Here is a 22,146-nt window from a genome sequence, read left to right as displayed (position 1 = left end):
ATTAATGGATTAAAACGCATTCATATCGTATTCCGGCAGAAATACATTTAAACTCCCGGGTAAATACATTCAGTGAGAGATGTTTCCATAATTTGGCTGCTGCTCCTACGTTAAATCCGTCGGAGTCATACTCGGCCATGACGGACAGTGGTTTGCAAAAGGAGGGAGTATAGCTGAGACCGCCGAATATGCCGTCCTGTAAGATATACTTGTCTTTACTCAATGGGTGATAGTAACCTGCGGTCGCTGCCAGTCGATGTTCGCCTATCCTAAAGTTCTTTGTAACCACTCCGTATACGGACGCGAAATAATTTGTACCCTTGTCCTTGAACGGATCGTTACTTCCAATGACTACTGCCGGCCAATATTTACCCTCTTTCAGCGGACGTATCCTAACCGATAAAGACCTGTCCTGCTGATTGAATTTGGGCTTTGTAGCCATATAGTCACTTTTCAGCAAGATGCAACGGTAATTCAATTCTAAGAATGAAAAGAAAGTGATGTTCACGAAATAGTTTCCGGAATTATATTTAAACGGATTCAGTTCTTTGGGCAAGTAGTTGCCACCGATCATAAACGTTCCCGTCTGCTGCATCTCGGCGGTCGGAATGTTCATCATTCCCGTTGTCCCCATGGTGTACTGTGCCTTGATTCCCGATGCCATCACCATTACACAGACCGTTAATACTGCTTTTTTTAATCTCATTGATTTATGTTATATGGAGAATTTTTCTTTGGTGATGTTCCATAGGAACAAGGCATTTCCGATGATATACCGGCGCCACATCCGTTTAGGCTCTTTGATCAGGCGATACAGCCATTCCAACCCGTGCTCCTGCCACCAGACCGGAGCACGTTCCACCGTACCCGCAAAGAAGTCGAATACCGCTCCGATGGTTCCTATATGCCCGTTCACCTCCAGTTCATCCAGATGCGCATACGCCCATTTCTCTTGTTTGGGAGCCGTCATGCCTATCCATAATAAGTCCGGCTTCGCCTCGTTTATAGCATCTATCATCATTCGGTTTTCTTCTTGTGTAAACTCCGGTTTGTAGGGAGGAGAGTAAGCCTTGATCTGAATATTCGGATATATGGTTTTAGCTTTTTCTTTAATTAGCTTAAGTGTATTCCCGTTGCTTCCCAGAAAGTAGCAGATGCCTCCTTTCCGGTTCAACCGTCCCATTTCATATTCAAAAAGATCCCATCCGGCGGTACGTTCTATGCTCTCTTTCCGGAGCCACCTGAAAGCCAGCACCATGCTTGCCCCGTCCGGAATCAGTGCTCCGCCTTTAAGCAAGGCTTCTGCAAATTCATCATCTTTCAGCGCCGTATTATATGAATGGGCATTAATCGTGTTTATCAATAATTTACCTTCAGGCAATACCGATAAGTCGCTCCTGTGCTTCAGGAGTGAAACTGTTTTAAGCTTCAACATGTTTTGTGAAAAAGGAATGGGTGGTTATAAGTACGCTACGCTGTTACCTGTCACGAAGAACAGGCTTTCGAATGATGTGGTAAGAATTTCTTTGCAAAGGTATGCTTTTTCGGATAAAGAGAAAAATTTTATTGAAAAAAGATATCTGTGCATATTGTTTTCATGTGGTGTGCCTTTCCTCTGTTATTGTGACAATACTTTTTCATATAGACTAATCATCTGCTTGGCTTTATTATCCCACGATAGTTCCTCTTGACGGGCTTTGCAATTTTCAGACATTTGCTTTAGTACATCTCTGTGGTTGAATAGATATGTTATCTTCTCCGCAAAATCGTTGATGGATTGTTGCGGAGTAGATAAGGGAACTTTTACTCCCACTTGTTCGTTGACAGAATCTCCATGGCCACATACATCGAAACAGATGACAGGAAGGTTATTACCGATCGCTTCTAAAACGACATGTGGAGTTCCTTCAGCTATGCTGGTAAAAAAGAAAACATCTGCCTTCCGCATAAGTCCCTGAACTTCATGATGGGGGATAATCCCATGCCAGATACATTGGGGTGATATATTTAATTCCATCGCTAATTTTTGATAGGCGTTGTTGTTACCGCCTACGATATGGAGTTTTATTTGAGGATTTGCCAGTTGTGCTATAGTTTTTAGAGCTAAAGATAACTGTTTCCTAAAATCTAATTTCCCTACCCAAAGCAAATTTAAATCATCTTTTTCTTTTGTACTGTTTATTATGGTTGTTTTAGGATAACATCCTGTTTCATTTAATAAGGGAGAGTCAATATGAAAATATTTCTTTAAACTCTTCTGAGATTCGGAAGATGCGGATATTACTACAGAGGCTTTCTGCACGGCTTTGTGTACTCGTCGTGAATATCGTAGCTGCAAACCTGTTATATGATTTTTTAATCTGATGAATAAGTTCGCTTTTATGCCTGCACCTTTTAGATATGCCGTCGGAAACTTTTCTTTAGCGTCTACCGGTCCCCAAACAAGTGGCTTATCTATTTTCCAAAGGTATCCGGGTTCTCTAAAGCCAATCATATTTAATTGGTGTATAATATCTATATGTTGTTTGACTATTATTTCCTGTGCCATCTCATAAGTTTTCCATTGCCATTTCTTATAGTGTTTATAGAAACGCCAATCTCCTTGATTCCAACACATTTTTCTTACTTCTTCTGAAACCGGATTGTAGTAAAAGTGCATGTGTTTCCCTTGAGGCAGGGTAGGGAGTGCTGCCTCTATTTTGTCTCTGAATTCACCTTCAGTGATGATGTATAACTCACAATACTTGGCAAGATTTGTACACCAATTCCAAGCCATACCCGGTTCACTTCCCATGCTGGGAGAGCAAGCATAAGCGTTGATAAGTACAGATATCATCTCTATTTAATTAATGTTTATAGCTTTCTTCAAATCAAAGGGGACTGGAGAAAGAAATTGTAGAAATAGTGATGTGATCACTTTAAGAATATATGCCGCTGTGCATATCAGTGTAAATACAATAATAGTATTAAATGGAAATAGAAAATTGAATTTATCAGTAATGATGTGAAATTGAACAATGTATATTTCTAAAGTAAGATTAGAGATTATTAAGAGTAGCCATTTCCATCTTGAAGATTGAAATAAAGTGGTACACCAATGATAACTGGCTGTTTTATATGCATAGAAGATGAATAGATGCAAAGGTAATAAGCCTACTATTTGAAAGTAGTATTTATAATCTTGTTTTCCTTTTCCTATATAAAGAATGATAAAGTATAAAACGAACCAAAAGATCGTCCATAAACAGTCTTTCCATAATGATGTTATTTCTATTTTATCTTTATATAGATATGTCATCCCTCCCATTATCATAATACTAAAATGGCAAATAAAATGAAAGTTTGTATGAAAAATGGAGCCTGTTGCTTTAGGCATGAAATAAAAGTATAGTAAGGATACTGCTATAGAGAGCATAAAAAGTATTTTTTGCATACATATTTTACTCCCCCCCCATAATAGAAATATTGAGATTTCCAAAAATATAAAATAAAATATAATAAATTGCGATACATTGCAGAAACCAGTACTTATCAGCGATCACCAGGTCTTGCCAAGTGATGGGCGTATTCCAAATAATAGCGGCTATAATGCTCCATAAAAAAACGGAAGGCCATAGCCTTTGTATTTTTTTCTTATACCAATTAATAAATAAATCTTTTTTCTTTTCAAATCCCATCATTAGCAGAAAACCGGATACGAAGAAAAATAGGGCATTCCCATGTACTCCAAAAGTGGCCAAAGAGGGTGATATATCTTTGTATAAAGGAATAAAATGAGAATTGGTTATAAATATGGCAGCGAGAACTTTTAAGAAGTCCAAATTGTAATATCTTGTGGGCATGTGATTTTTGATTTGTTGAATTTCTCTGATATGTTTTATAAAGATAGCTGATAGAGAAAGTTATTTATATTGGGGCTACTATCATTAATGAACCTATGATAATGAAAATTACTCCCAGAATTTTTTTTGCTCCAACCTTCTCTTTAAATACCCAATAAGATAAAATCATAGTCCAAATGTAGGTGAGAGAAGTAAGAGGGAGTACTTTTGAGTATTCCATAAGATGGAGGACGTAAATATTAAGTATGGCAGCAATTAGATACAACCCTCCTCCAAAATAGAGATTGATTGATAGAATCGTCTCTTTTAAATTATTTTTTCCGGACGCTTTTTTCAGAAAAACAGAAGCTTGTGCACCGAGATATGTCATTATTAAAAGTATAAAATATTCCATGTCAATCTCCTCCGGCTATTAGTATTACTCCCGCTATTATGATAAATACTCCCATAATATTCGTTTTTGATAAATCTTCGGAGAGGATGAAGTGTCCGACGAGGCAACTGATGACATAATTGATACTTAATATGGGTTGCAAAACAGATAAGCTGCCGAATTTATATGCTATGATCATTATTAAAGCTCCTATTCCATATAAAGCAAAGCCACCTATTAAATACCCTATATTTCCGTCTGTTGCTAATTTCCAAAAGAGCTGTCCTATACAGACAGAGAAAGAGGATATAATCATTAGGTATATCCCTTTTTTGTTCTTATTGAATGATTCGGGTATCATTTATTCAGTAATAATTCATACAATTGCCTGTGTTTCTTTACTAATACTTCTAAGATAAGTCCACATGTCCATAGTAACATAGATAGAACAACTATAAAACCTGATACTATTAATGTTGGATATCTGGGCACTAAACCTGTAGTCAGATATTCAATAAATACAGGGATAAAAAGGGTAGCAGCTATAAGTAATAGAATAAATGCGATGATGGAGAAAAATATCAGTGGTTTGTAGTCTCTGAACAATTTGAATATGGTCATGATTACTTTGAAGCCATCACTGTATGTATTCAGTTTTGATACACTCCCTTCCGGTCTGTCTCTGTAAGTCACAGGAACTTCTTGCAGTAGGAAATTCTTGTCTAAAGCGTGAATCGTCATTTCTGTTTCAATTTCGAATCCTCTGGATAGTACGGGGAAATGCTTGACAAACGGTCTACTGAAGGCTCTATATCCCGTCATTATATCTTTAATATTGTTGTGGAACATCTTGTTGATTAGAGCGCGTACCATTACATTGCCTATATTGTGGAAAGGACGTTTGTTCTCTTCGAAGTAGGTTGATGAGAGTCTGTCGCCTATCACCATATCCACACCTTTCTCTAACACTAATTGACACATCTCCCGTGCATTTTCTGCCGGATAAGTATCATCTCCGTCAATCATTAAGTAACAGTCGGCATCAATATCCCTGAACATGCTCCTTATCACATTCCCTTTTCCTTGTCGGTATTCGTACCTCACGATCGCTCCCGCTTTGCGTGCCATTTCATCTGTACCATCTTTAGAGTTGTTGTCATACACATAGATATCGGCTTCCGGCAAAGCCGTTTTGTAGTCGTTTACTACTTGGGCAATGGTCTTGCTTTCATTATAGCAAGGAATTAAGACTGCAATTTTACTCATGATGCCTGTTTATTTAGATGTTTTGAATAATTTCTTTATATCGACCGTGTAATATACAAATAGTAATAAGCTAAAAATCGTCAATAGTCCGGCTCTCCATGTAAACCATCCATGCTGGATGGAGTGATTCCTCAAAACTATAAACCAAACAGGCACTATTAGAGCTATTAACAATAAGTAGCTGTATTGCTTGAAAACTTTCTTACTTTTTATAGCTTTTATATAAACCCCTGTTGCAATAACAATAATAACTATTCCGGCAAAAAACGGTCCTTTTAGATGTTTACTTTCAACGTTGCTCCAAATAAATTTTATAATATTGGAGAGGGTCATTTCCATACCTTTATAGTGGTTAGATGTTCTCAATTCGGCACTTTGTATGGCATCCGTCAAGATATTGTTACCTGTTAGTAAGAAGGCTATCATCCATTTGGATGCCCATAGTAGCCCGTATCCGGTAGCCCATGCTACAGAAAGCATGATAACTGTTTTCCAACTTTTTTCAGGTTTGTGAATTAACATATATGTTATCATTGGAAGTCCTAATGTGAGTTGAGGTGTAGTGAGGAAGTCTAAATAACTTGTTATGCCACCAATTATAAAAAAAGTACATATCAATCCTCTATTACTACGAGTTAATATTGGGTACTTCATGATTGCTAACATACTGATGAAAGCAATATAGAAACAAGTAGAAAATTGCATGGAGTAGGGTACTATAGGAAAGTTTATAAGTAATAATGATACAATAAAGAGAACAGCTGTGCCCAATGTTGTTTTTTTATAGAGTAACCAAGTGCAAATTAGTATCAAGGTAGTAAAAAGAATATAATTGATAATTCTGATCTGTGGATAAGTAAATAGAACTAATGCCGGTCTCAATATCACTTGATATCCTTGCCAATATCTACCATAACTACTTCGTTCTAGGCTATCCGTTTGACTTTTTGCTGTCTTTTCCGTTTCAAAAGCCAAATCCATGAAATTTTTTGTGTAGGCATAATTCATCATAGCAGCTTCTACGGGATGTTTTTCGTTTGCACTTGCGGCTATATTTAACATGTAAGTGTCGGTGAAATTATCCATTTGGAATAATTTAAAGTCGAAAAACTTTTTATATAACCCCTCTGCTTGCAATGTTTTAGTAGAGGTTATGATGTTAGCGTTGATTGCCGATTTAGGAATACAGTGTACACCGATAATAAGAATTGTAAATGCCACAAGCATAGCAAAGTAACTATACACAATGGAATGTAAAGTTTTTGATTTCATTTTTAGATAGAATGTAGTAGGATTTTGTTTAATCTTTCTTCGAATTTCGAAATGGTAAATTGTTTAAGATATATTTCTCTCCCTTTTTTACCCATATCGTTTTTGTCGGGATTCTCAATAAAAGAAAGCATGGCATTCTTTAGTTGTTCTATATTTTGTTGTTCTATTAAAATTCCATTCTCGCCATTTTGAATAATACTGGGAATACCTCCTTCGTAAGTGCTAATACAAGGTAAACCATATTCCATAGCTTCCAATAACACGAGGCCAAAAGTTTCACCATGATAAAATGTTGGGAATACAAAAACATCACTATAAGTGAAGAATTTTTCTTTTTCTATTCCATATTTAGGCCCGTGTACAAAGACATGTTTTTCCAACTTTTTTTCAGATATTTTATTTTGAAATTCTTTATAGGTAGTATCCCCCCAGTTGCCTACATAATGACATTCGAAATCTTTATTGTTTTTTTTGAGTAAGGTGCATGCTTCCAGCAAAATCCAGATTCCTTTTTCTGACATCATGTTACTCAAGTATAAAAAATGCACTTTGTATAATGATTCTTTTCTCTGTTTTATGACTTTTTTATATTTTTCTTCCGATAGTGTAGGGGGAAGCCCATTGGGTAAATAGAATAAATCTTTAGGATTCACAAACTCAGAAATGTCGTCATACAACTCTTTAGCAATAAGTATTACTTTTACATTGCTGAAGTTTATTTTATAAGCAATTTGAGCAAGTCGTTTTTTTGCGAAATTACGTACTCCTTTGTTATGCATATGCAGGATAATCTTTCTTCTGCATAGCTTCATTAGTAATATGGTAATGCTATCTCTATAAATCCCCCATCCATCTGATGTAGGAGTGTAATAGCATATATCCGGTTTGATTTTGATAATAGCTTTCAGTATCTGATATTGAATAGAGAATAGGAAAATAATCTTCTTTAAACTGATTTTACCAACTTCTGTGATATTGCTTGAAGCAGATGGATTAATATAATGGCATTCAAAAGTTTTGTTGATAAGTTTGCTGTCATGAATCCACTGACCTACCATAGCCGCTCCATGTACAGGGGGAGGCATGTGCATGATGAAAAGTATTTTTGGTTTCATTTTAATGGATGATATACATTATTCTACTCCATAATCTTATCATAATAGAATGGTAAGACATAGCTGAACGATATAATTTCTTATTTAGTGATATATGAGATGGTAATTTGAATTCTTTATCTCCATTTTCATCGAATTCATATTTAAAGCGGCTCCATTTTTTACAATTAGTGCCTTGCCCATCGAACCCGTCGTTTTTTACTTTACTGGTAATAGGGAATAAGGACACTTTATCTTGTAGAAATTCGGAGAACCCAAAACGTATGGCCCATGAATCTCCCCAGCCTTCTTTGACTGAGAGCAACATTCCGTAACAATCGGAACCTCCCCATTTATTAAACGCTTTTTTCATTTGAGAGTATTTATCCCAATTTTTTAATTCCCAGTCTATGGTTTTCCAACGATCTTGCCATGTTGCCCATCCCCACGAACTACTACGAGTACAAAAATAAGCATCATACGGATAATCTTTTGGAGGAGATACTTTATTGGAATATCCACATATGGAAAATACTTTTTGTTCTGTTTCATACCGATTTAATCCCTCGTTCATAAATGCGAGAAAATTGGGCGAGAAGACTAAATCATCCTCTAAAACAATTGCTTTGCCATATTTCCCAATGACAGTTGTCACTCCTTGAATGATGGAATTGCCCAATCCTTTATTGGTTGGGGAAAAGAATGTTTCAATATGTTTGAATCCAGTGATTGATTTTACATATTCCTGCACTTTTGCTACATTTTCTTTTTCATTAGGTTTATTTGCTCTTGCTCCATCCACGAATATGAACAGATCGGAATCTTTAGCTTCTTTATTTTCCAATAGGGAAAGTACCGTGTTTTTTAAAGCGTTAGGGCGATTAAAAGCAAATATGATTATAGGTGCATACATATTATTTAATTGTGTAAATAAAGTTCTACTTTTGTTTTACCATCATTTGATATTACTTTTGCGGGGATACCTACGGCTACACTATTATCTGGTATATCGGATACAACAACTGCATTGGCCCCAATTATAACATTGTGTCCGATTTTTACTCCACCAATGATTTTGGCTCCGGAAGTTAGTACTACATTATTTCCTATGATAGGCACACCACCTTTATTTCCTCTTACACTACCAATAGTGACTCCTTGGAAAATAGTGCAGTTGTCTCCTATTGTACATGTGCTATTTATGATGATACATGAAAAGTGTGCAAAACACAAACCTTCTCCTATTTGAGTTCCGATAGGTAATTGGATTCCTGTCAAATATTGATTGTGTTTATGTATCAAAAAAACTATTCCATATAATAGTTTAAAGAATATCCCTTTTTGGCGGGCTAAATAGCTGCCTATTCTGAACCAAAAGGTGATGCGGAAAGAAGCGTTGAAAAATAGGTATTTTACCCCCCCCCATTTAACTTTTGTTAATCTATTTAAGTCTGATTTTATCAGATATTTACATTCTTTGAAAGTCATCGTCCGATGCAACTATATTCAAATCCTAAATTCTTCATTTCTTGCGCATCATATATGTTACGTCCGTCAATGATTAGTGTTTTGTTCATTGATTTCTGCAATACCCCCCAGCTTGGCAGACGGAACTGTTTCCATTCTGTTATTAGCAGCAATGCGTCTGCGTTTAGAATCGCATCATACATATCTGCGGCATACTCTACCGCCTCACCTATACGGCGATGGCATTCATCCATTGCTATCGGATCGTATACACGTACCTTGCATCCTGCTTTGAGTAATTCGTCAATTGTGACCAAAGCCGTAGCTTCACGCATGTCATCTGTTTCCGGTTTAAAAGCCAATCCCCAGATGGCAATGGTTTTTCCCTTTAAAGCTCCTCCATAATAGGCTGAAAGCTTCCTGAATAAAATACTTTTCTGCCTTTCGTTTACTTCTTCCACAGCTTTCAACACTTTCATTTCGTAGCCATTTTTTTCGGCCGTTTTTATCAATGCTTTTACATCCTTGGGGAAACAACTACCTCCATATCCACATCCCGGATAGAGGAATTTACTTCCGATACGGCTGTCCGCTCCGATACCTTTACGCACCATGTTCACATCCGCACCCACCACCTCGCATAGGTTTGCGATGTCATTCATGAAACTGATACGTGTGGCCAGCATTGAGTTTGCTGCGTATTTTATCATTTCTGCCGAAGGAATATCAGTAAAAATAATCCGATAATTGTTCATCATAAATGGTTTGTAGAGTTTACTCATAAGCTCTTTGGCTCTTTCTGATTCTACGCCCACCACTACCCGGTCGGGACTCATAAAGTCTTTGATAGCAGCACCTTCTTTCAGGAATTCCGGATTCGAAGCCACGTCAAATTCTATTTCTACTCTTCTCTTATCCAGTTCTTCCTGAATGGCTGCCTTGACTTTCTTTGCAGTACCAACGGGTACGGTCGATTTGGTAACAAGTATCAGGTACTTCTTCATATTCCGGCCCACTGTACGGGCAACTTCAAGTACATAGGTCAGGTCAGCACTGCCATCTTCGTCCGGGGGAGTACCTACCGCACTAAAAACAACATCCACATTGTCCAGGCATGTTGCGATATCTGTGGTGAAATTCAATCTACCCTCCCGATGATTACGGAGTACCATCTCCTCCAACCCCGGCTCATAAATAGGGATTTGTCCTTGTAATAATCTTGTTATTTTTTCTTCGTTCACGTCTACACAAGTCACGTTGACTCCCATTTCCGCAAAGCAAGTGCCGGATACTAATCCGACATAGCCTGTACCTACTACTGCTATATTCATATTGATAATGGTTTAATGTCTTTTTTGATATGCTTTATAAATCTGTGTTATGATTCCTAAGATTGTTTTCCGGATTCCTACCATCTTAATGGTAAAAAGAATAGGATGTTGAACATGATTCTGCATCTTTTTTAATCGCTCATCTTTTAAGTTTAAAACAACTGGTAGTGCGACTTTTAGGAATGGTATACCGTGATGCGCTGACTTAAATGGTAGTTGGTAAATCCCTTTTAGATCTGCTATATGTTGATGCTGTTCAATATCCCATTGTGAACAATTCGAATAGAAATAATAAATATCGGTATGCGGATTAAGAAATGGGATGATATCGAAATATTTGTTTTTGCCACTCTTTTCTAGTCTGAAAACAAGAGGATTAATCTTTTCAGAACTTCGGCTCAATAACGATTTCAATTCGTATTGCGGATTAAATGCGATCACCTTCTTTGTTTGAAGTATGGAGCCATATAAGATGGCGGCGTATGCTCCGGCAGAGCTTCCTAACATCACGGTATGATATCCTTCGGTTTCTTTTCTTAGAAATTCGATTAGCTTTTCCGGAGTGTTTATGTTTGAATTGATTCCTGCCAAATACCATTGTTTGAATACATCTCGTATGAAGATATGTTTGTACGCTCTTTTTATGCGTGAACCGTACCATTCGAAGAAGTTCTTCTCAATAATTCTTTTCTTGAAAATCTCTTCTGTATTCGGATAATAGATATCATTGCTGCAAAAATAGACAGCGCAATAATCCCTATCCCTATACAGTGTATTGTATTCTATTAAATAGTTTGGCTGGTTGCGGTATACGTCTTGTACGATCTTAGAATCTGTTTGAAAAACAAAACAAGATTGATTGGCTATTTCCATAGTTGTGGGAATAAAACTCGGATATGAATAGATATAAAATGCTTCAGTGCTGTAGATAAACCGAAATTTCTTTTCTCAAAATGGAAGAAAGGGATCGGTTCGGCATATCCCAATGGGGAATATAAATTTTTGATACGTTGTACCAATGGGACTTCTTTTCGTGCCCATGCCGGCAAGTGGGGATTCAGGTCACATATACCTAAATACTCGGTTGACACATATATTTTAAACCCTGCTTTTCGCGCTCTGTATCCGTAATCTAAGTCACCTATGGCATGGCGGAAGGTCCAATCCAGATTTCCTATCTTATTGAAAATCATTGCAGGAATAAGAACACAGTTTCCATTGAATGTTTCGCATTCCTGTAGGTTACCATTAGGAGTTATTTTCCCTTTTGAGGTGTGGCCGCTATAGGTCGTTTCATTCCTTTGTGAGGAGCATATTGAAGCTACAATTATTGCTTGTTGATTGGTTTGCTTACTATGGAGCAATAGCTTATTTAATGTGTTGTCGAATAAGAATGTATCATCATTAAGCCATAAATAATAGTCATACTTTTTTCTTTTAGCTGCTTCTTCCCAAGCTGTGTACATTCCCCGGTTCCAAAACAAATTTCCTTTCGAATGGATTATGTTTACTTCAGGGAATTCTTGTGCGACAGCTTCCGGTGTACCGTCTGTACATCCGTCATTGGTTAGATAGATGTCAACGCTATATCCTTGGATAGGGAGTTGTTTGTAAAGATTGCCAAGGCATTGGAGTGTTTTCTCTTTCCGGTTAAAGACGGTGAGTAGGACCGCTATTGATTTCATTTCCCTTTTGTGTAAAGTTTGAATATTTCTGTAGCGTTGGTTTGCATATCATATTTTCGGTGTACTAATTTTACTCCGTTATCCGTTATGTTTTGCCGCTTCGCTGGATCGTTAAACAGAGACAATACTGTTTGCGCCAATAAATGGTAATCTTCTTTTATTAATATGGAACATTCTTGCTCTTGGTTAAAGTCGTGTAATCCTGGCACATCATAGAGGATAGTCGGTATACGACATGCCATTGCTTCTATTGTAGTTAAAGAGATGCCTTCAAATTTACTGGTCATTAAATAGATATCAGATGCTATTAAATATTTCCTAATATCACTCTGGTTTCCACAAAAGCGAATATGGGATGAAACATCCAGTTGCTGTGCTAACTCTTTTTCTTCTTTCAGTGTTTTGCCATCTCCTAAATGTAAATAAACCGCATCAGGATACTTTTGGGTTATTTCGGGTAATGCCTTAATGATATCTGTATGTCGTTTTATGGTACTGCATCCACCTACGGATATCAAGACCAGAGCCTTTGGGGCAATATCCAATTGTTTTCTGAATTTTTCTTTTTCTCCTTCTCTGGCTGAAAAAAAGCGATTGCTACCGTACCAGTTATATATCTTGATAGTTTTATTATGATAATAGCTTTTCTCATTATTATATACGGAATCACTGATAGTTTGGAATGTACATTTAAAGATGTTTTTAGCACTCCATCTGAGCCACCAATGTAATGGGTAGGAATACCAGTGTGACTTGAAAACATTATGAAATGTATATATAGCTTTACACCCTGCCTTTTGAGCGCAATATGACATTGTCCATTTCATGTCTGATCTATGGATATGTACTATATCATAGTTCTCTTTTTTAAGGAAAGATACGAATTCTGCATAATACTTTATTTTTTGTATAACACCCTTAGGACATGGTTTATGAAATACTTTGTAACCTATATTTTTAAAATAGGAGGCATATTCTCCAAGACTTGCAGCGGTATTCACTACTGATAGTTCGCAGTCTAAATATTGAAAAACCGGGGCTGCATCTACATACATAATTTCAGCACCCGAGAATTTTAATTCGTTTAATATATGAATAACTTTCATAAGATCTATTTAATAAATTAATGTATTGTTTCTTTGTGAAGATTTGATGATTTTATCTGATTTTCTGAAAAGAAGTCTTGGGGTTTTGTTTACCCCAAAAGGTAAACTACTTAATATCCATAAACGAAATTGTTTATTACTCATTATCCGATAATTTTTAGAAAAACACATTGCGATCAACATCCAGAGTGTAGTGTAGTTTATGTCAAAGATATTAAAATCTTCAACCCAGCTATAACTCCATCTAAAAGCAATAAATATGCCTATCAATTTTATGAAAATGTTGTTAGATCTATAAATCGCTATAAAACTTGCATAGAAAAAAATAGAAAAATAAAGTATTATGCCAATCAAACCCGATTGATGATAAATGTTCAATATAGATACCTCACATCCATATCTTTCTATACTTCTAATTCCAATTTGTTTGAATTTAATATCATCTAAACTGAAGAGGTTTGATTCATAGCCTTTAGCAGGAGTTCTGCCTAATATAATATACTTGTTTTTTATGGAAGACTGTATAACCTCGTCGTATAGTCCAGTCCGAGTATCTGCTGTTAGGTTATTTCCCTTGCTTTCGATATTGCCGATGTAATCCGATATTTTAAAGATATTGAAAGTATTGGCCGCTGCTAAATAAAAAAGAATAATAGGTAATATCATTAAAGATGGCTGTAGTATTTTTAATATTATATTCCTTTTATATTTCCAAAAGATCATAAGTGAGATTCCGAGGCAAGCTATTACTCTAATGCCATTACTACGTGCATCTATATCATAAAATATTGAAAAAGTACTAATGACTATTATTATCAATTTCCATTTTTTAGGTAATGTAGAGATGCATATTATGTATAGATAAAAAAATGATAAATATCGTCCGGGAGTATCTGTGTTTAACGATAATATCAAAAAGACAGGGAATATATATAATGAATATTTCATCCATTTATTTAGTAATCTAGATAAAATTTTCGGGTTAGAAAATGTAAAGCAAAAAATAGGTATAAGCATTTGAAATCCATTATTCAATAACATTTTCCAATCCCAATAATTTTCAGCTATGAACATTCCTCTAGTAAATGTAAAGATATTCCATAAGAAATAAAAGTAAATCAGGATAAAAGCTTTGTCTGTTTGGGGAAATAATGACTTGGCTTTTATGTAAATAATGCAAATTAATAAATTGCATATCCATACTGTAGCTAGTGGGATTGGAATTGGCAATGAGAATGCTAATCCTGTTATTGTAATTATAATGAGACTATAGGGGAGAATCTTTCTTACTAAATAAATCATAGTTCTTATATTGTGATAAAACAACGATCCCAATTTACATTCTTTCTTATGCAGTGTGCAGGTATTCCCACATTTAATGTGTTGGGAACTATGTCTTTAGTCACTAATGTATCCATTCCGATGATCGCATTGTCTCCAATATTGACTCCTTTTAGTATTTTACAACCTTTTCCTCCCCATACATGATTCCCTATTTTAATAGGCATCGATGGATTGATTATCTGATGTTCTGTATTGAATATCGGATGGGAATCAGAATTCCAAATTTCTATATTTTCGCCAAACATACAATGTTCTCCAATATCAATGGAATTCTGTTTTCCCATACATATCATATATAAACTGCCAAAAGAACTTCCTTGACCTATTCTGACAATACAGTTGTCTCCCCTTATTATAATTTTTGAAAAATTTAATGTCACATTGGAAGATATTTCTATACAATTGTTATTACCTGTAATCATTATACAGCTTCTCCATAATTGTCCTTCTATATCAATAATGTTATATTTGCCAGTTATTGATATATTACTGTTCTTTATAGAGGAGTTTTTTATTTTAATATGGTTTTCTGAAGAACCTGCTATCTTCGTTAGAAATAAAATGCTTTTGTATATCTGCATATATCTCTTAAAGAATCGAATGTAAAGACAAGTATAATAAGATATGATTTTTATTATTATATTTTTCATTTTTTAGAATCTCATATTACAATTTTATTGTCGGTATTACCAATAGCATGCTCCTTCAACTTGATCTGCATTGCGGGGCTTGTTTGCTTCTCCAGGACGTACCCAAAAATCATTTATTAATGAAGTGTAACTTCCATAAGGTATACCCCAAGCTTTTACTCCGTAATTGGGGTCCTCCCATCTTTTACCCCGTATGCCGAATAGTAGCTGTAATGCCCCTCCTAAGTGTACTGCCTTTTTCCCCATACGTTTTACATGAGCAGCTAACGGGAAACCATAGGCTCCACAGCCAATCAGGCAAATATCATAATTCCGTTTATTTATTTCATCTTTCATCCACTCTAATGCTTCAAACCAGTTCTGGAATTTACTGTGTTCACCTCCCAAGCTTTGTACTGCAGGAATTGTCTGTAATTCGAATTCGGGGAGTATTTGGCTGTTTTCAAAAATGCAAGTTCTTTTATTCTTGTATTGTTCTTCTATTAATTTCGCGAAGGGATGGATTACTAGAACTTTCTTGTTTTTTAGAGTTTGTGTCCAAGGTGAAGAGGACCAAAAAGGTTCTAAGAAACGTAAATGGATGAACTGTGCGTTTGCTAATTTGTTGTTTAAGATAGATTCTCCTTTTATCCAACAACCCAATAAATCAACATCTTGTGTGTCATTTATTATCATTTGACAGAATCGTTCTATATTCTGTTGTGTAGGAGGAAAGAAACCGCTCCATTTTTGCATTTGCTCCATTATATTAGGGTTCCACCACCATTCAGGTTCTATTCCTTGAATATATTTCAATATATTTTTTCTTTTATTGATCACTCCTATATAGTTTGTGATTGTCGCTAACTCCGTACTTCCGAAGCGGGCGATCATGCATGGCTTGTCATTCAATAAAAGTTCTGAAATCATCCTTGAGGCTTTTTCCGGATTCTTTTCATAAGTGAGGACTGGCTTTTCTGGAATCCGAAATGCTTTTCCGTATAATTTTCGAAGAGCTTTCAGGAGATAGATTGAAATTGTATTCATAATGCTTGTTTGAGTGATGCAGTATTAAATGTTCCGTCATTTTCAACCAGTATCCAATCCGATGAATCAGGATATCCATGCCAAAAAATGCGTGGACAGACTTTAATTCCTTGATTTAATAAAGCTGGTTTATAGGAGAATGAACTTTTGCTTGTTATTAATAAGTCGGCATATACCATGTGAAGAAATGAATCTTGTGCATTCATATTCATGCACCAATGAAGATTGGGATAATGCGCGAATTCGGGATAATCTTCTGGTTTTCCTTGTGAAAAAAAATAAATATGGACGGACTTGTTGACATTTAAATTCTCTGTTACTTGCTTCAGTACTTTTTCAAAATAGTCATTACTTAAGAAACGCATGATTAAGTTGGGATTCTGAGGGTTATTCATTATATCCCCCCTACGAACGTGAATGGCTATATTAAAGGACTGTTTATCATAGATCAATTGTTCATGTTCTCTTGCAGGAGCATGATAAAATTTTTGTTTTAGATCTTCCATCACTTCATATTGTGCAGCATAAAAATGGTCTTGCGGAGGCCAAAATATAACCTTCTGCCCATTGTAAGATGCTATTATCTTTTTAATAAAAGATATGGACGCTTTATCGTTCTCAAAGAAATGGGGAAGGCGTCTGAGTTTAAAACCTCTTCTTTGAAGCTCTTTCACACTGATTTCGTTGTGCCCGAAGCCTAAGAAATCATCCCATTGCGAAGTGGAAAATGGTATGTGGGCAAAATTTAAGTTTAATTGTTTGCTCCACCAATAACCGGCTATCCAATTGGCCATTTGATGTCCGATGCCTGCTCCCGGGTTGGGGCGTGCAGCAAAGTACATATCGTGAGTGGGAGCATAGCTTTGTTTGCTATGTAGCAAATAATGCCAATAAGAACGATAGATGAATGGATATATAGGGGTGCTATGGGTTAGCTTTATCAAGTCATTCCATAGGCGGTCTTTTGTTTTGAATATGAATGTTTTAAGGGTCATTTTACTTTAAGTCTCATTAAATCGAGAGAACTTCTTAGCTCTATGGGGAGTCGTACGATTTTTTTGTATAGCTTTTCTTTCAATGATAAGGGCTTTCGTTCGAAAAAACCTCTATGGGTATAGTCCATTTCAATGTTGTGCTTCTTAAATAGTTCGACGACCGGTTTATACCATTTCCCTCCGACTACTCCAGTGAAAATATATGGTATTATTTCAAACTTATCTAGTATTACTTGATTGGGGTCGACTACATAATATTTATGCTGTAATATTCTGGCTCTTTTCGATCCCCACCATTCGAAGTTCCAAGCGCTTTCGTAATCACGTATTAATTCTAGTAATTTCGTTCTTTTCCATAGAGAAGCTTGGCAAGAGATTACACTCCAATGATGCATGTCTACGGAATACAGATGTTTGTATGGGGTAGATGAAACAGCTTTTACGGCTTGATCGGTTAATTGTATGCAATCAATGTCTTTTGCTTTTTCCATTAATGAGATATACTCTTCAATAATTTCATTTTTAACTGTATCTTTCAAGAAGTAGTCTTCCTGCATATAGAGTATAATGTCGGTATCCATTGTTTCCAATGCCCACTTTAGGCATTGACTCCAGGTTGCGCGTTTCTCTTTAGGTATATGATGTCTTTCGCAACCTTTTACAGCTGTTATATCTAGCTCGGGATAGGAGTAGTCTTTGTACTCTGTATTTAAGTAGATTCTTCCGGAACAGTCGGTCCAGTACAAAGACCATAATTTGAAGAATGGATCCCAGCAATCATCGAATTTATCGCAGGTATTTATGAGAATGGAGTAGTTTATGTTTTGCATAATTGAATCTTTTATATAATATTATACTCAGGTTTATTGTACGTTGAATAAGTTTTTGCTCTATCTTACCCAAAAAATAGAGGCGTATTTTATCTATGAATATACTTGCTGTAAAAGTTATAAAGACTTCCATCGCAAGATATACTATCATATAGTAACTGTTTGCATGATTCGCTAACTTGAAAACGTAATAGTCCCAAAGCAATCGAGTGCTATCAAGTAGGTAAACTGCTATAATGCTGGAAGATATGTAATTGATGATATTGGACTTGAAGGTAAATGATTTGAATAAATAAAATATGGATATGGCAGATATTAGAATAAAAGGGCTGCAATCCATAGAATAAATGGTACATCGTTTATGAAAAATGTATCCTATAATGAAGTTTAGTAGATTAATAAGAAGTGTCATTGATATGAAACATCCAACAGTTTGTTTTCGAGAGAAAATTTTGTCATGGTGAAGTTTTATATATCGTCCTATTAGATATATAAATAAAAAATAGATAAAACATTTACCTCCACTTGTTACAATTGTATAATATGGATTATTAAATATTGTGGGGATGATGGATAGGACTATAAAAGAGGTGAGTAATAGCTTTTTGAAGTTTGTATGTGAACATTTTATTGTATAATTATTAATATAGGAAGATAATAACATTAGTATTAGATAGCAAGTGATGAACCAGTTTTTATATAATGGAATTACTAAAATTGAGGTTAAGAGTCCTTGAATTCCGCTTTCATATCCTATATGCTCTCGTAATACATAGGATAAAGTTTCATAACCGATAGTGAGTATAATTAATTGCAATAATTTATTCCATTTTAATTTAATTCCAAAATATCCTGAAATCAATATAAAGCAAGTTACTCCAATGTTTCCAATGCTTCCTATTATGCTTATTATATAAGCATTAAAGGGGATTACATCTCCTTTCCAGACAATGGATGCTGTATGCATTGTGAGGATTAATAATATGGATAAGATTCGCAAGGATTCGAAACCGGAGTCTCTTGAGTTTTTTGTAAGCGTCCCAAACATAGTTTTATTACACATTCTTGTCAGTGCTAGAAATTTTTTATTTTGAGGCCTGATTTGAAAGTATGCTGTATTATCAGTACTTTCGAGGGGTAATCTTCTTGATCATAGTTACTAGTTTCTCTTGTTCGTCTTTAGATAAAACTATAAAGTAGAAACATAATGTAAAAGTGCTGAAAGAACAAGCGGTAGAGCACACTAATGCGCTCCAGTCTGTTAATAGTATTGACGGTATGTATCCTGCCATGAATGCTATTAGGGCGCATATTACAGATGGAAATAACACAATATTCCAATATGTTTTGATTTTGAGATTACAATATTTTTTGCAGTAATAGAGCTTTGCTATGCTGGGTAATACAACCATTGAAAGAATAGCTACTATGTATAGCCAATAAGGTGGAAAACCTATACTAAAAAGAAACCATAAAATAATTAGAGGCAATAAATTTGTGAAAAACGAAATAATGTTCATTTCTTTGATATGTCCTTCTGCTGATAATGTGGTTCCTAAACTTATGGTTAATTGTTCTAAGAGTGTGCGTAGAAGTTGTAAACGAAAAAAAAGTATAGTCCATTCTGGTACATTTTTAAGCCAAATTTTAAGGATAAAAGGAGTCTCAATTACACATGGTATGGCGAAAAAAGCCAGTAACGCAAAAGATAGTTTACATCCAATGAAAGAGTATTGTAACATGCTTTGCCTATCTCTTGCACCTTCTTTTTTCACAATTATTGGGGTTAAAGCCTTTAGCATGTTGTTGGAGAATATTGATAGTTGTCCGTTTAATTGGTTGCCAATTCCCATAGCTGCATTTAATGCGACTCCAAAAAAGTGATTGATCAATATACCATTTCCGTAATTACCTATTAAACTTGCTATTGTTCCTGAAAAGTTCCACCCTGCAAAGCTTGTCATTTCTTTCATCATCGTCTTGTCCCAGTATTTCTTGGGTGCAATCGTGCATTCCGTATAATGTTTGTGGCAATATATTCGCATTATGGTCAGCGTGATCAGTGGTATGCATGCCATCAAAACGCCATAAACAATCAGTTTGTCTGAGAAAGTATAAACAACGATAAGTGCTACTGACAACTTCAGTAATGATTCGATGATTCCTACGATCGCATAGTATTTCATGTTTTCGTGGGCATTGAGCACTGCGTCATAAGGAACGGACATCACCGTAAACATGGTGCTGACTATTAGACAGCCATATACTACCTTTGCGGCAAAAATCCGGTCCGCTGGAATATTCAGAATGCCGTTGAAGAAAAAATATCCGGCGATCAGCAGCGCAATTCCCGCAGCCAATGCTATAAAAAAATGCAGTAGGATGCTGATGTTGAATATACTTTTCTGTTTTTTCTTGTTTCCTTCCCCTTCCGAATAGGACATAAACCTCTGCGTGGCTCCGGCCATCGCTGCGTTCAGGAATCCCAGCATGGCTATGGCTCCACCTACGATATTGAATATACCGAAATCGGCTGCTCCCAGTGAATTCAGAATCAGTCGGGTGGTATATAGTGAGATGAACATCGTGATGCCCATCTTGGCATAAAGGAATCCTGTGTTTTTTACGACACGGTTGGCGGTAGAACTCATAGATCGTTTTATAGCGTGGCTTATTGTATCTTATCGTTTTTTATTTATTAATATCCTTCATCTCACCGCCTCCATCTTTCCCACTCTCTCCACGAACCCCACCGGCATATCCACATGGGCGCAGCCCAGCATATCCAGCCTTACCGCCACCTTACTTTTCCCGTTGATGGTCACCAGCTCGCCTTCCAGTCCGGTAAGCGGACCTTTGATCACTCGCACCTGTTCGCCGGGGGCGAGGGGGGAGGAGCACACTTCGATGGCTTCTTCGGAGTAGTCGAGCATGAAGCGGAAGCGCTCCATCTGCTCGTCGGGGATGACGGCGGGAGTACTTTGTCCGCGCAGCACCATGTAGCGGCTGACGGACGAAAGGGTCAGCACTTCGGCCCGTTCTGCCGGGTCGACGTGTACGAAGATCATCATCGGGATGACCACGCGCTCTATCTTTTTGCGGCGGTCGCTCCATTGATGGATTTCTTCCTGCACGGGCAGGAAACTTTCGATGCCCATTGCCGTCAGGCGGTCACGGGTTTTCTTTTCGTGATAGAGACGGACGTAGGCGGCAAGCCAGGATTTCATGTCGGTTGGGGAGTATGGTTTGAGAAAGTGGGAGGGGCGCTCCCGGATACGCTACGCGGTTACCTGTCACAGTTGTCTGCTTGGGTAAACCGAATCTTACGTTTGATTTTGCTACAAAGATAGATATAAATTTACTAAATGCAATAAATTGTTCATTAAAATAGAAAAAATAATGAATTTTTAATCTTTGGGTTGTACTTTTGTGAGTTTTAATAATTAACATATGTTTTAAATTTAATAATAATGGAAAAAAAACTACAAGTTAAAGAACTCGAATGAGTTGCTTAGAGAGTTGTCCGGACAGGTGTTTGCCTTGGTGCGTGAGCTTCCCAAACCGCTCTCGAGGGAGGAGATGCGGGAGATGAAACGGTTGTGCCGCTTCCTGAGTAACACGGTGAAGGATCAGGAGCGGAAGCGGGAGGTGAGAAAATAAATTCGGGTGTTAAAAAGAGCCGGGAGGTGGACGGTGAAAGTGGTGTGTGGTTGGGTGTGGAAGCTTTCCGAAGGGACTTTTACGGCGGTTTTAACATTCGGAAGTGTAAAAAGTTTGTTGTTCTTTTGCATCATGGTTCATTGCAGAGGATGCGGAGTGGAAAGGGTTTTGCTTTGTGCGCTTGGCGGTGGATCGGGATTAAAAA

Annotated in this window: 24 protein-coding genes; 1 reads left to right on the top strand and 23 read right to left on the bottom strand. The window is 36.5% G+C overall.

All coding sequences use genetic code 11. The annotated features are described in order from the left end of the window. Position 1: 1 nt before the first annotated feature. From DBK98_RS17900 to DBK98_RS17795, 23 genes are all read right to left on the bottom strand, one after another. A complete protein-coding gene (locus tag DBK98_RS17900; RefSeq protein ID WP_032530464.1) occupies positions 2-706 on the bottom strand; it encodes a YjbH domain-containing protein in 705 nt (234 codons plus the stop codon). A 9-nt stretch (positions 707-715) separates the two neighbouring features. Continuing rightward, positions 716-1,435, bottom strand: a complete 720-nt coding sequence (locus DBK98_RS17895; protein ID WP_022012588.1) for a WecB/TagA/CpsF family glycosyltransferase — start codon at positions 1,433-1,435, stop codon at positions 716-718. A gap of 183 nt (positions 1,436-1,618) precedes the next feature. After that, positions 1,619-2,836, bottom strand: a complete 1,218-nt coding sequence (locus DBK98_RS17890) for a glycosyltransferase family 4 protein (protein WP_005806865.1) — start codon at positions 2,834-2,836, stop codon at positions 1,619-1,621. A gap of 604 nt (positions 2,837-3,440) precedes the next feature. Beyond that, positions 3,441-3,842, bottom strand: coding sequence for an acyltransferase family protein (locus DBK98_RS23365; RefSeq protein WP_255504373.1), 402 nt, complete (start codon positions 3,840-3,842; stop codon positions 3,441-3,443). Positions 3,843-3,906: 64 nt separating this feature from the next. Further along, on the bottom strand, positions 3,907-4,212 hold the full coding sequence (locus DBK98_RS23670) for an EamA family transporter (protein ID WP_032536106.1): 306 nt from the start codon (positions 4,210-4,212) through the stop codon (positions 3,907-3,909). Between the two features lie 25 nt (positions 4,213-4,237). Further along, complete coding sequence (locus DBK98_RS17875; RefSeq protein WP_032536105.1) at positions 4,238-4,531, bottom strand: EamA family transporter; 294 nt, start codon at positions 4,529-4,531, stop codon at positions 4,238-4,240. Between the two features lie 41 nt (positions 4,532-4,572). After that, on the bottom strand, positions 4,573-5,481 hold the full coding sequence (locus DBK98_RS17870; RefSeq protein ID WP_005806855.1) for a glycosyltransferase family 2 protein: 909 nt from the start codon (positions 5,479-5,481) through the stop codon (positions 4,573-4,575). Positions 5,482-5,490: 9 nt separating this feature from the next. Further along, the gene (locus DBK98_RS17865; protein ID WP_005806854.1) at positions 5,491-6,753 is read right to left on the bottom strand and encodes a hypothetical protein; all 1,263 of its coding nucleotides are present in this window, start codon (positions 6,751-6,753) and stop codon (positions 5,491-5,493) included. Between the two features lie 2 nt (positions 6,754-6,755). Continuing rightward, positions 6,756-7,868, bottom strand: a complete 1,113-nt coding sequence (locus tag DBK98_RS17860; RefSeq protein WP_032536097.1) for a glycosyltransferase family 4 protein — start codon at positions 7,866-7,868, stop codon at positions 6,756-6,758. A 1-nt stretch (position 7,869) separates the two neighbouring features. Continuing rightward, a complete protein-coding gene (locus DBK98_RS17855; RefSeq protein WP_005806850.1) occupies positions 7,870-8,760 on the bottom strand; it encodes a glycosyltransferase in 891 nt (296 codons plus the stop codon). Between the two features lie 5 nt (positions 8,761-8,765). Further along, on the bottom strand, positions 8,766-9,335 hold the full coding sequence (locus tag DBK98_RS17850) for a serine O-acetyltransferase (protein WP_222618886.1): 570 nt from the start codon (positions 9,333-9,335) through the stop codon (positions 8,766-8,768). Further along, positions 9,332-10,645 (bottom strand): UDP-glucose/GDP-mannose dehydrogenase family protein, encoded by a 1,314-nt coding sequence (locus DBK98_RS17845; RefSeq protein ID WP_005806846.1) that lies wholly within the window; start codon positions 10,643-10,645, stop codon positions 9,332-9,334. The genes DBK98_RS17850 and DBK98_RS17845 overlap by 4 nt, the downstream gene beginning before the upstream one ends. A gap of 12 nt (positions 10,646-10,657) precedes the next feature. After that, on the bottom strand, positions 10,658-11,518 hold the full coding sequence (locus tag DBK98_RS17840) for a hypothetical protein (protein WP_005806844.1): 861 nt from the start codon (positions 11,516-11,518) through the stop codon (positions 10,658-10,660). After that, the gene (locus tag DBK98_RS17835) at positions 11,509-12,330 is read right to left on the bottom strand and encodes a glycosyltransferase family 2 protein (protein ID WP_005806842.1); all 822 of its coding nucleotides are present in this window, start codon (positions 12,328-12,330) and stop codon (positions 11,509-11,511) included. Before DBK98_RS17835 ends, DBK98_RS17840 begins: the two co-directional genes overlap by 10 nt. Continuing rightward, positions 12,327-13,436 (bottom strand): glycosyltransferase, encoded by a 1,110-nt coding sequence (locus DBK98_RS17830; protein WP_032536096.1) that lies wholly within the window; start codon positions 13,434-13,436, stop codon positions 12,327-12,329. The genes DBK98_RS17835 and DBK98_RS17830 overlap by 4 nt, the downstream gene beginning before the upstream one ends. A 9-nt stretch (positions 13,437-13,445) precedes the next feature. Further along, a complete protein-coding gene (locus DBK98_RS17825; RefSeq protein WP_005806838.1) occupies positions 13,446-14,738 on the bottom strand; it encodes a hypothetical protein in 1,293 nt (430 codons plus the stop codon). A gap of 5 nt (positions 14,739-14,743) precedes the next feature. After that, positions 14,744-15,430 (bottom strand): acyltransferase, encoded by a 687-nt coding sequence (locus DBK98_RS17820; protein WP_005806836.1) that lies wholly within the window; start codon positions 15,428-15,430, stop codon positions 14,744-14,746. 36 nt (positions 15,431-15,466) lie between these two features. Further along, complete coding sequence (locus DBK98_RS17815; protein WP_005806834.1) at positions 15,467-16,456, bottom strand: hypothetical protein; 990 nt, start codon at positions 16,454-16,456, stop codon at positions 15,467-15,469. After that, positions 16,453-17,451 (bottom strand): hypothetical protein, encoded by a 999-nt coding sequence (locus DBK98_RS17810; RefSeq protein WP_005806832.1) that lies wholly within the window; start codon positions 17,449-17,451, stop codon positions 16,453-16,455. The genes DBK98_RS17815 and DBK98_RS17810 overlap by 4 nt, the downstream gene beginning before the upstream one ends. Beyond that, the gene (locus DBK98_RS17805) at positions 17,448-18,281 is read right to left on the bottom strand and encodes a hypothetical protein (RefSeq protein ID WP_005806830.1); all 834 of its coding nucleotides are present in this window, start codon (positions 18,279-18,281) and stop codon (positions 17,448-17,450) included. The genes DBK98_RS17810 and DBK98_RS17805 overlap by 4 nt, the downstream gene beginning before the upstream one ends. Continuing rightward, entirely contained in the window at positions 18,238-19,329 is a 1,092-nt protein-coding gene (locus DBK98_RS23665) for an acyltransferase family protein (RefSeq protein WP_032536095.1), read from the bottom strand. Before DBK98_RS23665 ends, DBK98_RS17805 begins: the two co-directional genes overlap by 44 nt. Positions 19,330-19,402: 73 nt before the next feature. Then, a complete protein-coding gene (locus tag DBK98_RS17800; protein WP_032536094.1) occupies positions 19,403-20,932 on the bottom strand; it encodes an oligosaccharide flippase family protein in 1,530 nt (509 codons plus the stop codon). A 57-nt stretch (positions 20,933-20,989) separates the two neighbouring features. Beyond that, positions 20,990-21,508, bottom strand: coding sequence for a UpxY family transcription antiterminator (locus DBK98_RS17795; RefSeq protein ID WP_005820710.1), 519 nt, complete (start codon positions 21,506-21,508; stop codon positions 20,990-20,992). A gap of 280 nt (positions 21,509-21,788) precedes the next feature. Between DBK98_RS17795 and DBK98_RS17790 the strand changes: the two genes are divergently transcribed. Continuing rightward, positions 21,789-21,941: a hypothetical protein gene (locus tag DBK98_RS17790; protein ID WP_164932435.1), complete on the top strand. Its 153-nt coding sequence runs from the start codon at positions 21,789-21,791 to the stop codon at positions 21,939-21,941. Positions 21,942-22,146 lie beyond the last annotated feature (205 nt).

The organism is Bacteroides sp. PHL 2737, assembly GCF_004115325.2.
In the GTDB taxonomy this organism is placed as follows: domain Bacteria; phylum Bacteroidota; class Bacteroidia; order Bacteroidales; family Bacteroidaceae; genus Bacteroides; species Bacteroides hominis.
Note: the sequence above shows the minus strand (reverse complement) of the source record. Positions and strands in the feature narration are given on the sequence as shown.